Source organism: Moraxella sp. CTOTU48268 (assembly GCF_032069585.1).
GTDB classification, from domain to species: domain Bacteria; phylum Pseudomonadota; class Gammaproteobacteria; order Pseudomonadales; family Moraxellaceae; genus Faucicola; species Faucicola cinerea.
In genome coordinates this window covers 107799-119747 of record NZ_DAMALV010000006.1, presented here as the reverse complement: position 1 = coordinate 119747, position 11949 = coordinate 107799, and the positions used below count along the sequence as shown (strand labels likewise).

Genomic DNA, 11949 nt, shown 5'->3' with positions numbered 1-11949 from the left:
CACCAAACCCTAAAAACGATTCGCGATTTTATCCGTTTTGGGGTCAGTAAATTACGCGAGCATGATGTGGTAGTGGCGCAAGGTACCACAGATGAGTTTGCTGAAGCTTCTGCCATTGTGCTACAAACCTTGTCGCTTGATTGGTCTGCCGATGAGCAAATTTTAGATTGCCGCCTGACCAATAGCGAAAAATCAGAAGTATTGACATTGTTGCAGCGCCGTATCGTTGAACGTAAGCCTTTAAGTTATTTAATTAATTTATCTTATTTTTGCGATTTGCCATTTTATGTGGATGAGCGGGTATTGATTCCACGCTCGCCAATTGCTGAGCTGATTCGCCAGCAGTTTTATCCGTATTTTGAACCGAATGATTTGGTTGAAAAAATCAGTGGCACTACTAATGACAAAAAATTTCATGACCACGGATTGTATGATAAACAGTTAGCACAGCCAGAACGTATGCTGGACTTGTGTACAGGGTCAGGCTGTATTGCCATTGCCTTGGCAAGCCGTTTCCCTGATGCAATGATCGATGCCAGTGATATCGACAAGAACGCCCTAGAAGTGGCAGCGGTTAATGTGGAACATCACCACATGAACCATCAAGTCAATTTGATTGAGTCAAACTTATTTGAAAAAGTGCCTGCAGAAAATCAATATGATTTGATTGTGACCAATCCGCCGTATGTCGATGCGGCAACGATGGCAGATTTACCACCCGAGTTCTTGCATGAGCCAGACCACGCGTTGGCAGCAGGACAAGATGGCTTGGATTTGGTGCATCATATCTTATACAACGCCCCAGATTATCTGACTCGTGACGGCTTGCTGGTGTGCGAGGTGGGAGATAGTGAATGGGCACTGCGCCAAGCCTATCCTGAAATTCAGTTTGATTGGTTAACCTTTGCACATGGCGGGCATGGGATTTTTGCCATGGATTATGATGAATTGATGGAAAATCGGGCATATTTTGAGCAGTATGTGAGCGCTTCTTAAGTAAGCGGTTGTTTGGGGTTGCTATCTTTAACTTGTTGATTGGGCTTGTTGATTTAATAAGTTGGATAACGTCTAAAAAAACCAATATATGAACAGGGTGCAACAAACCTATTATTTGATTTGTAAGTATTGATGAAAAATTAAGCGGAGCGTAAATGGCAGGCAATACCATCGGGCAAGTTTTTACCGTCACCACCTGTGGCGAATCACATGGCGCAGGACTTATGGCAATCGTTGACGGTGTGCCACCAGGGTTGCCTTTAACCGAAGCAGATTTGCAAGTGGACCTGGATCGTCGTAAGCCGGGCACCTCAAAATTTGCGACCCAGCGCCGTGAAGACGATGCAGTTGAAATTATCTCTGGCGTGTTTGAGGGTAAAACGACAGGCACTTCTATTGGGCTTTTGATTCGCAATACCAACCAAAAATCCAAAGATTATAGCGATATTAAAGACACCTTTCGTCCCAACCATGCCGATTATACTTATAGCATGAAATATGGGTTTCGCGATTATCGTGGCGGTGGTCGCTCATCAGCGCGCGAAACAGCAATGCGAGTGGCAGCGGGCGCGATTGCCAAGAAATATTTGAAACAACGGCTGGGGGTAGAAGTCCGCGGTTATGTGACCCAAATTGGTGATGTGATTGCCAAACAGATACCTGAAGATACGATTGATTGGGAATTTGTCAACAGTAACCCATTTTTTTGTGCGGATATAGATGCTTTGCCAAAGTTTGAGCAGCTAATTACCCAATGCCGTGAGCAAGGGACAAGTTGTGGCGCAAAGCTTACCATATTGGCATCGGGTGTGCCTGTGGGATTGGGTGAGCCTGTGTTTGACAGGCTTGATGCGGATATTGCGCATGCGATGATGAGCATCAATGCAGTCAAAGGCGTTGAAATTGGCGATGGCATGGCAGTGGCGGGACAGTTTGGGCATGAATCTCGCGACGAGTTAACCTTGCACGGCTTTAACGCCAACCATGCCGGGGGAATTTTAGGGGGAATTTCATCGGGTCAGACGATTGTAGTGAGTATTGCGCTAAAACCTACTGCCAGTATCACCACCCCGGGTCAAAGTATTGATATTCACGGCAATGCAGTAGAGATGCTAACCAAAGGGCGGCATGATCCTTGTGTCGGCGTGCGCGCTACACCCATAGCAGAAGCCATGCTTGCCATTGTGCTGTTAGACCATTATCTGCGTCATCGTGGGCAAAACGCAGATGTTACTGTGCCGCTTACCCCGATTGGGTAATTTTTTAATAGGGGTATTTGGTTGCCATAAGGTTGCCACAATGCGTTGCCCCATTCAACTTGAGTTAACATTGGTATGACTGTACCTGACCTTACCCTTGATGAGCAGCAGTACGATGCCTGGCAAAGCGAAATACTGGCGCAGATGGGTGTTACGCGTTGGGTGCGCCAAGATTGCCCTGTCAAAACGTTTGCTAATCTAGAAGATTTTGAGGTTGTTTCTTCCTATCAAGCGGTTGAGACCCTTGCTGCCATGCCGCAGCAGTTGCAACCCGCTCAAACTGGGTTAACTAGCGAACTTGTGCCCATTGATACAACGCCAGACATCAATCATCCTGTTATTGCAGATGATGCCGTTGAGAGCGCAGTAGAATTACCCCCAGCGAGTCCGGTAAATTTTCACCCCTATGATTTACCTTTACCCAACGATTCATCTTTACTGCATGATTCATCTTTACCCCATCATTCACCTTTAAAAGTTGACCCGGCGCCAAATAGTGATGCCGGGCAGAATGATGAGCTGTTCAATAATGAACAGCTCAATGATGAATTGCTCACTGCCAGTTTTGATGTGCAGGCAATAGTCGTGGGTGAGTGGACACTGGTGGTAGACAGTCGTTTTTTGCAGACAGACAGCCGCCAACACCAGTTATGGCAACAAATCATCAGTGGGTTAAAAGCGTCAGTGCATTTTTTTAACTTTCCTTTGCTCACCGATAGCCAGCATTTACCCAAAGCCACGGTGCAATTAATGAGCAGCTACCCGATGGCAGTTGCAGGGTTTTCGGGATTTTTATACCGTATCAATCAAGGCAATCCTAAGGTGGGGGCATTAACGCCATTGCCTGACTGTCTAGATGAACAACCGATACAGCGTCTGCCATATCTGGTAGATATGCTCGATGATTATCGCCTAAAACGCCAACTTTGGCAGTTGCTAGCCAGTTGAGCGCAACAAGCCACCGATTGATGATTCATCTTTATGATTCATCGACTAGCTATATTGTGGTAAAGTATTTTTTATTTCATTTCATACGATAACATTTCACACGATAAAAAGGAACGTGCTATGAGTGTCAGCTTTGATCAACGTGTTGCTAACTTTTGTGCAGGACCAGCGTCTATGCCGACTGCGGTGCTGCAAAAAGCGCAAGCCGAATTGTTAAATTGGCATGGCTCAGGCATGTCAGTGATGGAGATGAGCCACCGTAGCAGTGAATTTGTGGGCATTGCCTCAAAAGCCGAGCAGGATTTGCGCAAGCTGATGAACATTCCTAACAATTATAAAGTGCTATTTTTGCAAGGTGGCGCAAGCTTGCAGTTTTCAGCCATTCCATTGAATTTACTCAAAGGGGAAGCTGATTATTTAGACACCGGCATTTGGTCTAAAAAAGCTATTAGCGAAGCCAAACGCTATGAGCAAGCAGGGCTAGGCAAAATCAATGTCGTCGCTTCTGCCAAAGACAGCAACTATACCACTGTGCCCCCACGTGATAGCTGGCAACTTAATGACAACGCCGATTATTTCCATTATTGCCCCAACGAGACCATTAATGGTTTGGCGATGTTTGATGTGCCAGCGGTCAATGTACCCATCGTGGCGGATATGTCATCTTGCATCCTATCTAGCCCAATAGATGTCTCAAAATTTGGACTGATTTATGCAGGTGCGCAAAAAAATATTGGTCCTGCGGGTTTGACGCTTGTGATTGTCCGTGATGATTTGATCGGTCATGCCAACTTGGTTTGCCCAAGTATCTTGGACTATAAAAACCAAGCCGACAATGATTCGATGGTCAATACCCCAGCAACTTTTTCTTGGTATTTGGCAGGTTTGGTGTTTGAATGGTTGCTTGAGCAAGGGGGCGTCGAGGCAATCTATCAACAAAATCTGTTAAAAGCGCAAAAACTGTATGAATTTATCGACCAAAGCGATTTTTACCAAAACCCTGTCAACAAAGACAACCGCTCAATCATGAATGTACCCTTCACTTTGGCAGATAGTCAACTTGATAAAACCTTTTTAGCTAAAGCCGACGAAGCAGGGTTTTTGAATCTTAAAGGGCACCGTACAGTGGGCGGCATGCGCGCTAGTATTTATAACGCGATTGATTTGGCGACCATTGAAAAGTTAATCAAATTTATGCAGCAGTTTGAACAAACTAGCGTATAAAAAGGTTTAACAATCATGCTACATTAAGACTTAACAGCTAAAATGCTTGTTAAGTCTTTTTTATAGTTAGCGGGTGTGGGGCGTATGAGGGATAGCAGCTAGCAATACCAAGGTTTTTGAAAAATAGGTGAAGGGGTCAGGGGGATGCAAGTGAAAAAAGACAGGATGATAAAACCAGCCCACTGGATGAGGGCAGTCACTCGCCAGACATTCGGCAAAAAATGCTGGGTGCTGGGCTTATTAGTGGTTGCATCCGCTGCCAATACCGCTATCATCACGGGTACGTCTATCGCTCACAACAGCACCGCACAATTTGCCCATGTCTCTCATTTACCCTATGCCAATCCCAACGCACCCAAAGGCGGTGTGTTAAGCCTATCTGCCATCGGCACCTTTGATAGTATTAATAAATGGATTGATGTCGGTACACCTGTGACCGGCACCGATTATTTGTTTGAAAGTTTGATGACAGGCTCGCTTTCTGAAGCGTTTGTGCAGTACCCACTACTGGCAGATAAAGTCACGTATGACCCAGATGACCCAAGCTGGGTTATCTATCACATCAACCCCAAAGCCTATTTTTGGGATGGCACGCCTGTGACGGCGCAAGATGTCAAAGCCAGTATGGATGCACTGCTGACAAAAGGCGTGATGAGTATGCGTAGCTATCTATCCGATGTCAAACAAACCCAAGTGATAGATCGACAAACCGTCAAATTTATTTTTAAATCCAAAGACAACCAAGAAATCAAATTGACCGTCGCGCAAATGCCGATTTGGTCAAAAAAATCGATTGATGGCTATTTTGATAAAGTCGGACTGACGCCACTGATGGGCAGTGGCGCGTATAAAATCGGCACAATCGATGCAGGACGCGCCATTACCTATGTGCGTGACCCCAATTATTGGGGTGCCAAACCTGACGCAGGCGTGGTGGTGAATGTCGGGCGTTATAATTTTGACCAAATTAAGTATGTATATTATCAAAACCCCGAAGTGGCATTTGAAGGCTTTAAATCCGGCGAATATTTTTTCCGTGCCGAAAACAAAGCGCGGACATGGTCGACGGGTTATAACTTTCCTGCCGTCAAAGCAGGCATGATCACCAAAGCGCAAATCGCCAATAACAACCCCGTACCGATGCAAGCGATTGTGATGAATTTGCGCCGCCCGATTTTTCAAGACATTCGGGTGCGCCAAGCGATGACACTGGCGTATGATTTTGAATGGCTTAATAAAACCATGTTTTATGGCCAATATGAACGCTTGCAAAGCTTTTTTCATGGGTCAGCGCTTGCCGCAACCGGCACGCCAACGCCACAAGAGCTGGCGGTTATCAATCCGCTATTATCTGACCTTGAGCCTATTCAAAGACAGGCTGTTTTAAGCGATTGGCAAGCCCCCAAATCAACTGGCGATGGATTTAATCGAGACAATTTATTAAAAGCGCGTGAATTGCTGCTACAAGCGGGTTTCAAATACCAAAATATGAAGCTGTATCAGCCCAATGGTCAGCCCGCCAAAATCGAATTTTTATCCGCTGACGAAAAAAACGCGCGCATTGTGTTGCCGTTTTTACGTAACCTGCAACGACTCGGGTTTGATGCCAGCTTTCGCCAAGCCGATGTTCCCCAGTACTTAGAGCGCACTCGCAGATACGACTACGACATGATTATCGATATGTTTGCCCAAAGTTTGTCACCTGGCGCCGAGCAAACCTATATGTGGGGCTCACAAGCCGCAGACGAAAAAGGCAACCAAAACTCAGCGGGTATCAAAAACAAAGCCATTGATGCGGTGATTGCCAAACTCATAGTGTCGAAGAATCGTGACGATATTGTGCTATACAGCAAAGTATTAGACCGTCTGCTACGCGCGGGCTATTATGTCGTGCCGACTTATGGCAAGCATACTGACAATGTGGCGTATTGGAAATTTTATGAGCATGGGCCGCTGCCAAGCAATGCCATCGGTATCGATTATTGGTGGGCGAACAAAGACAAACAAGCACAAGTCATGCAGTATTTAGGAAAATAATAAGGAATAAAACAATGCTAAAAATCCACCCAATCCCGGCCTTCACTGACAACTATATTTGGGCGATTATCAATGATGAAACACAAGAAGTGATTATTGTTGATGCTGGCGATGCTGAGCCTGTTGTAGAGTTTGTAAACCGTGAAAATCTAACCATCACCCAAATATGGGTAACCCATCATCACAGCGACCACATCGGCGGCGTAACAGCATTGGCAAATGCGTTTCCAAACGCACAGATTTTTGCGCATGCCAATATTCACCCGTTAATCAATGCCAACAATCTAATCGCTATGGCTGAAGGGCGCGAATTAACCGCTTGGGGCAGTCCTGTGCAGGTGTGGCAGGTGGCAGGGCATACCGAAAATCATTTAGCGTATTTAGTGACGCTTGATAACCGTCTGCATATTTTTTGTGGAGATACGCTATTTCGCGCAGGTTGTGGCCGTGTTTTCACCGGCACGATTGAGACGTTGTTTGAAAGCTTTGACCGTTTTGCGCAGTTACATGACGATGAAACGCTATTTTATCCTGCCCATGAATATACGCTATCAAATCTAAAATTTGTTCAGTTTATTGAGCCACACAATCCAGCCATTGCACAGGCAATAGCGCATGACAGTGAGTTACGTCAACAAAATACGCCAACCTTGCCAACCTCGTTAGCCGATGAAAAAGCCATCAATCCATTTATACGTGCAGTGATTGCACCCAGTGATGAAATGATAAACACCGTACAAACGCAGACAGGAATTGAAGACGACAGTCCGTTTGAGATATTTAAAGCCTTACGCCAACTAAAAAATAACTTTTAAGGGCAACAATCAACGCTAACTATTAAGGTAAGGCTAATAATGAGGGATAACCATGGGCAAATATATTCTTAAACGGCTGTTGTTAATCATCCCCACCTTGTTTTTGATTCTGCTCACCAATTTCACCATTGTCCAATCGGCGCCTGGCGGTCCTGTCGAGCAAAAAATATCCCAAATTGAAGCAGAACAAAAACAGGGCGCCACCCAAACCCAACTGTCGACGACCACTTATCAAGGCAGTCGGGGCTTATCGCCAGATATGGTCGAGGCTATCAAAAAACAATACGGCTTTGATAAATCCGCGCCCGAGCGATTTCGGCTCATGTTGACAAGCTATGCCAAGGGCGATTTTGGTACCTCATTTTTTAAAGGAAAACCTGTGTCACAGCTGATTTTGGATAAAATGCCCGTGTCGATTTCGCTAGGGCTTTGGAGTACGCTACTGATTTATTTAATCGCTGTGCCGCTTGGGATTGCCAAAGCCAGACGCCATAATTCACTGATGGATAAAACCACCGCGTTACTGCTTGCGGTGAGTTATGCCGTGCCTGTGTTTGTGTTGGCGGTGGTGTTACTGGTGATGTTGGCAGGGGGGAGTTATTGGCAGATTTTTCCGCTGCAAGGCTTGGTGAGTGAGAATTTTGATAAGCTGTCCACGTTTGGCAAAATCAAAGATTATTTTTGGCATTTGGCATTACCCATCACCGCAAGCACGATTGGCGGGTTTGCGGGACTCGCGTATTTGACCAAGTTTAGTTTTATGGAAGAATTGAACAAACAATACGTGCTGACGGCTCGCAGTAAAGGGTTAAGCGAAAAAAAAGTGCTATACGGTCATGTATTTCGCAATGCGATGATGATTATTATTGCAGGCTTGCCATCGGCGATTGTGGGGATATTTTTTACGGGCAATTTTTTGATTGAAGTAATTTTTAATTTGGATGGTTTGGGACGACTAGGGTTTGAAGCGATTGGGCAACGCGATTATCCGGTGATTTTTGGCACGTTGTTTATTTTTACCTTGATGGGGTTGATTTTGCAGTTGATAAGTGATGTGACTTATCATCTGATTGATCCCCGTATTGATTTTGAGGGTCGCTAATGCTGATAAAACATCCTGTTTGGCAAGCCCGAATTCACCGCTTTCGGCGTAATCGGTTGGGATTTTTTTCGCTCATCATGTTTAGCCTGATTTTCCTTGCCTGTATGGGGGCAAACCTTATCGCCAATGACAAGCCGATACTGGTCAATTACCAAAATCAGTGGTATTTTCCCATCGTCAAGTCTTACCCCGAAACCACCTTTGGCGGTGTGTTCGAAACCGAAACCAACTACCAAGACCCTGTGGTGAAAGACCTAATCAACCAACATGGCTATATGATTGAGCCTATGATACCGTTTGCCGACCAAACGCCAAGTGTGAGTCGTGATGTGCCGTTTCCTGCGCCGCCAAATAGCGAGAACTGGTTCGGTACCGACGACCAAGGTCGAGATGTTCTGGCAAGGGTATTGTATGGCTTGCGTGTATCGCTATTATTTGGGTTGGCGTTGACGGTGGCAGGGTCAATCATTGGCATTGCAATAGGGGCGGTGCAAGGGTATTTTGGCGGCTGGACAGATTTGGTGGGTCAGCGGTTGATGGAAGTGTGGGGTGGTCTACCACAGCTGTTTATGATTATTATTTTGGTCAGTCTTTTTAGCCCAAGCGTGTTTGTGTTGTTTGGCTTGATGCTGCTCTTTGGCTGGATGGGGCTCGTTGGTCTGGTGCGTGCTGAGTTTTTGCGAGCGAGAAATTTTGATTATGTGCGGTCGGCAAAAGCGATGGGGGTGTCAAATGCCAAGATTATGTTTCGCCATATTTTGCCCAACGCCATGTCGTCGAGCCTGTCGCAGTTGCCGTTTATTTTGACGGCGAATATCACGGCACTCACCACGCTCGATTATTTGGGCTATGGCTTGCCTGCGGGGTCGCCGTCTTTGGGGGAGCTAATCTCACAGGGAAAAGATAATTTGGATTCACCGTGGCTCGCTTTGGCAGGGTTTTTTAGTTTGACAATTGTGTTGTCGCTGCTGATTTTTATTGGGGAAGCGCTGCGAGATGCGTTTGACCCAAGGCAGTCTTGAATTAACTAAAATTCAATGCAGCAATCAACCCAAAATGCTGAGTAAACGGAATAAAATCCCTATCGCAAAATAACAGGGGTAATTGATGTTCAACGCAAAAACTAGCAATCATCACATCATTGGATTTACGAATGGTAATGCCTTGCTTGCGTAATTGGCGGTAATAATCAGCGTATTTAATCGCATTTTGTTGGTTTAAAATATCGTAACATAATAAACTATCAAGGGCATTTTTGGCTTGATTGTAGTCTGTATCAAGGCGAAAACCTTGCAAGATTTCCATCAAAATCACATCAAAAATCGCCACATTACTTGCCTCAAGTTGCGTGTCCAAAAAATCGGTGTGAGGTGTTGAATGACCGTTAAAATAGTCTATCCAAACGCTAGTATCAGCGATGATAGGCAAGCTCACCCTTCAACACCTGTTTTACGCATTTCGGCTAAGTCGCCTTCCCAATGCAGTTTGCCCCGTAAGTCACGGATTTTTTGTTGTTGGCTTTTTTGCAAGAGTAGCTTTAGCCCTTGTTCGACGGCTTCTTTTTTAGTTTTAATGCCTGTGGCTTGTAGGGTCTGTTGCATTAGATTGTCATCTATTATGATGTTAGTTCGCATATCATTTCGCCTTTGTGTATGATTCTTTGATATTATACACATTTTAATAAATAGTTAAAAGGATAAAAATATGAGTTCAGGTTTTGTGGCAGGGACGCTCGTGCATACGGATAAAAGTTCGACCATTCGAGGAAATGATAAATGAGTGAGTTACTCAAGGTCAAAAACCTAACCATTAAATCCGCCACCCAAACGCTGGTCGATAACCTATCTTACACCCTCCACACAGGCGAAACCCTCGCCATTGTCGGCGAATCGGGCTCTGGTAAATCCCTCTCAAGCCTTGCTTTACTCGGACTGCTGCCAAATAGCCTAAGTATCACAGGACAAGTCCATCTAACCGACAGCCAAACCGACCAAGCAATCAGATTACCGATTGAAAAAAATAGCCTAAGCAAAGATAATCAAAACGTCTTTCGCCAAATCCGTGGCAAACGCATCGGCATGATTTTCCAAGAGCCCATGACCGCCTTAAACCCCTTGCACACGGTGAGCAAACAAATCGCCGAATCGCTTGCTATGGCTGGCGTGGCAAAAAAACACTGGCGACAGCGTACCATTGACCTACTTACTCAAGTCAATATTGCCAACCCTGAAAGCAAACTTGCCCGCTATCCGCACGAGCTCTCGGGTGGCCAACGACAACGTATCATGATAGCGATGGCACTGGCGCAAAACCCTGACATTATTATCGCAGACGAGCCAACCACCGCCCTAGATGTGACTTTACGCCATGAGATTTTGGGCTTGCTCAACCGCCTAAAAAATGAACGTGGCATGGCGATGATTTTGATTAGCCATGATTTAAACCTTGTCAAACGCTACAGCGACAATCTTATCGTCATGCAACAAGGCAAGGTCATGGAGCAGGGGGAGACTCAAGCAATTTTTGACCAGCCGCAGCAGGATTATACTCGCTCATTGATTTATCAAGATTTTGGACAAAGTTTGCCCATCATTGACAATTTACCCAGCGTTTTGGAAGTTAAAGCGTTAACCATTGCTTTCCCCCAAAAAAACAATATATTAGGTCAAACCACCCAATGGTTTGAGGCGGTCAAAGGGTTAAACTTAACCCTTACGCAAGGTCAATCCTTGGGTATAGTGGGCGAGTCTGGTTCTGGCAAAACTACCACGGCTTTGGCACTCATCAAATTATTGGCGAATGCTGCCAAGGTGCAAGGTCAGATTTTGCTGTCAGCCAATGCTCACATGACGGACGTTTTAGCGTTGTCGAATAAAGCCTTTTTGCCGTATCGCTCGGATATTCAAATGGTATTTCAAGACCCTTATGCCAGTATCAATCCACGGTTTAGTGTGTTTGAGATAATTGAAGAAGGGCTAACTATTCAAGGTATGGCAAAAACGGAGCGTGAAAAAGCGGTATTAGCGGCCTTAGACACGGTGCGGTTGCCACGAGATTTTATCAGCCGTTATCCGCATGAGCTTTCAGGCGGCCAGCGTCAGCGGGTGGCACTTGCGCGGGCATTGGTAATGAAACCCAAAATTTTGTTACTCGATGAGCCTACATCGGCGCTTGATAGCAGCACCCAAGTGGCAATGGTGAAGTTATTGCGAGATATTCAAGCAAAATTTGGTTTAAGCTATATTTTTATCAGCCATGATTTGCAGGTGGTTAAGGCATTGTGCCAAACGATACTGGTATTGAAAAATGGCGAAACACAAGCGTATGATACGACAGACAATATCTTCACCCAACCACAAAATCAGTATGTGACTGCCCTAATTGCGCACAGCGGTGAAAACTAGCGGGTTTGCTGTCAAAACATTAGAAAGTTAACAATTATCATGAACCACGTTGTTACGTAAGTTTGCTTGGTTATAGCCAATTTACCCTAGTGACTTTATTACAAGCACTTATAAAGCGACTTGATTACATGCAATTAACGACAGCCCCTTTAGCAATTGTTAAA

Annotated in this window: 11 protein-coding genes; 9 read left to right on the top strand and 2 right to left on the bottom strand. The window is 45.2% G+C overall.

Translation table 11 applies throughout. The annotated features are described in order from the left end of the window. The 8 genes from prmB to RT143_RS03735 all read left to right on the top strand — a co-directional run. The coding region (gene prmB, locus RT143_RS03770; RefSeq protein ID WP_313091285.1) for a 50S ribosomal protein L3 N(5)-glutamine methyltransferase at window positions 1–996 on the top strand (996 nt) is incomplete at its 5' end. Window positions 997–1151: 155 nt separating this feature from the next. Continuing rightward, window positions 1152–2255, top strand: coding sequence for a chorismate synthase (gene aroC, locus RT143_RS03765; RefSeq protein WP_313091283.1), 1104 nt, complete (start codon window positions 1152–1154; stop codon window positions 2253–2255). Between the two features lie 75 nt (window positions 2256–2330). Further along, a complete protein-coding gene (locus tag RT143_RS03760; RefSeq protein ID WP_313091282.1) occupies window positions 2331–3203 on the top strand; it encodes a hypothetical protein in 873 nt (290 codons plus the stop codon). A gap of 120 nt (window positions 3204–3323) precedes the next feature. Continuing rightward, a complete protein-coding gene (serC, locus tag RT143_RS03755; protein WP_313091280.1) occupies window positions 3324–4427 on the top strand; it encodes a 3-phosphoserine/phosphohydroxythreonine transaminase in 1104 nt (367 codons plus the stop codon). Window positions 4428–4592: 165 nt separating this feature from the next. Continuing rightward, window positions 4593–6464, top strand: a complete 1872-nt coding sequence (locus tag RT143_RS03750; protein WP_313091277.1) for an extracellular solute-binding protein — start codon at window positions 4593–4595, stop codon at window positions 6462–6464. A gap of 14 nt (window positions 6465–6478) precedes the next feature. Beyond that, the gene (gene gloB / locus RT143_RS03745; protein ID WP_313091275.1) at window positions 6479–7279 is read left to right on the top strand and encodes a hydroxyacylglutathione hydrolase; all 801 of its coding nucleotides are present in this window, start codon (window positions 6479–6481) and stop codon (window positions 7277–7279) included. Window positions 7280–7331: 52 nt separating this feature from the next. Then, window positions 7332–8381: a microcin C ABC transporter permease YejB gene (yejB, locus tag RT143_RS03740; protein WP_313091273.1), complete on the top strand. Its 1050-nt coding sequence runs from the start codon at window positions 7332–7334 to the stop codon at window positions 8379–8381. Next, the gene (locus RT143_RS03735; protein WP_313091271.1) at window positions 8381–9403 is read left to right on the top strand and encodes an ABC transporter permease; all 1023 of its coding nucleotides are present in this window, start codon (window positions 8381–8383) and stop codon (window positions 9401–9403) included. The genes yejB and RT143_RS03735 overlap by 1 nt, the downstream gene beginning before the upstream one ends. A gap of 1 nt (window position 9404) precedes the next feature. Here RT143_RS03735 and vapC read toward each other — a convergent pair whose 3' ends face one another. Together vapC and RT143_RS03725 are read right to left on the bottom strand one after the other, a co-directional pair. Beyond that, window positions 9405–9815 carry a type II toxin-antitoxin system VapC family toxin gene (gene vapC, locus RT143_RS03730; protein ID WP_313091269.1) on the bottom strand — a complete coding sequence of 137 codons (411 nt, stop codon included), beginning with the start codon at window positions 9813–9815 and terminating at the stop codon, window positions 9405–9407. After that, on the bottom strand, window positions 9812–10015 hold the full coding sequence (locus RT143_RS03725; protein ID WP_203172083.1) for a type II toxin-antitoxin system VapB family antitoxin: 204 nt from the start codon (window positions 10013–10015) through the stop codon (window positions 9812–9814). The genes vapC and RT143_RS03725 overlap by 4 nt, the downstream gene beginning before the upstream one ends. 141 nt (window positions 10016–10156) lie before the next feature. On the opposite strand from RT143_RS03725, the gene RT143_RS03720 reads away from it, so the two are divergent. Further along, complete coding sequence (locus RT143_RS03720) at window positions 10157–11785, top strand: ATP-binding cassette domain-containing protein (protein WP_313091266.1); 1629 nt, start codon at window positions 10157–10159, stop codon at window positions 11783–11785. Window positions 11786–11949 lie beyond the last annotated feature (164 nt).

Bases quoted from the DNA above. Each gene is read 5' to 3' on its own strand.
- serC (WP_313091280.1), top strand. From the start codon at position 3,324: ATGAGTGTCAGCTTTGATCAACGTGTTGCTAACTTTTGTGCAGGACCA.
- RT143_RS03725 (WP_203172083.1), bottom strand. From the start codon at position 10,015: ATGCGAACTAACATCATAATAGATGACAATCTAATGCAACAGACCCTA.
- RT143_RS03760 (WP_313091282.1), top strand. From the start codon at position 2,331: ATGACTGTACCTGACCTTACCCTTGATGAGCAGCAGTACGATGCCTGG.
- yejB (WP_313091273.1), top strand. From the start codon at position 7,332: ATGGGCAAATATATTCTTAAACGGCTGTTGTTAATCATCCCCACCTTG.
- RT143_RS03720 (WP_313091266.1), top strand. From the start codon at position 10,157: ATGAGTGAGTTACTCAAGGTCAAAAACCTAACCATTAAATCCGCCACC.
- aroC (WP_313091283.1), top strand. From the start codon at position 1,152: ATGGCAGGCAATACCATCGGGCAAGTTTTTACCGTCACCACCTGTGGC.
- RT143_RS03750 (WP_313091277.1), top strand. From the start codon at position 4,593: ATGATAAAACCAGCCCACTGGATGAGGGCAGTCACTCGCCAGACATTC.
- gloB (WP_313091275.1), top strand. From the start codon at position 6,479: ATGCTAAAAATCCACCCAATCCCGGCCTTCACTGACAACTATATTTGG.
- RT143_RS03735 (WP_313091271.1), top strand. From the start codon at position 8,381: ATGCTGATAAAACATCCTGTTTGGCAAGCCCGAATTCACCGCTTTCGG.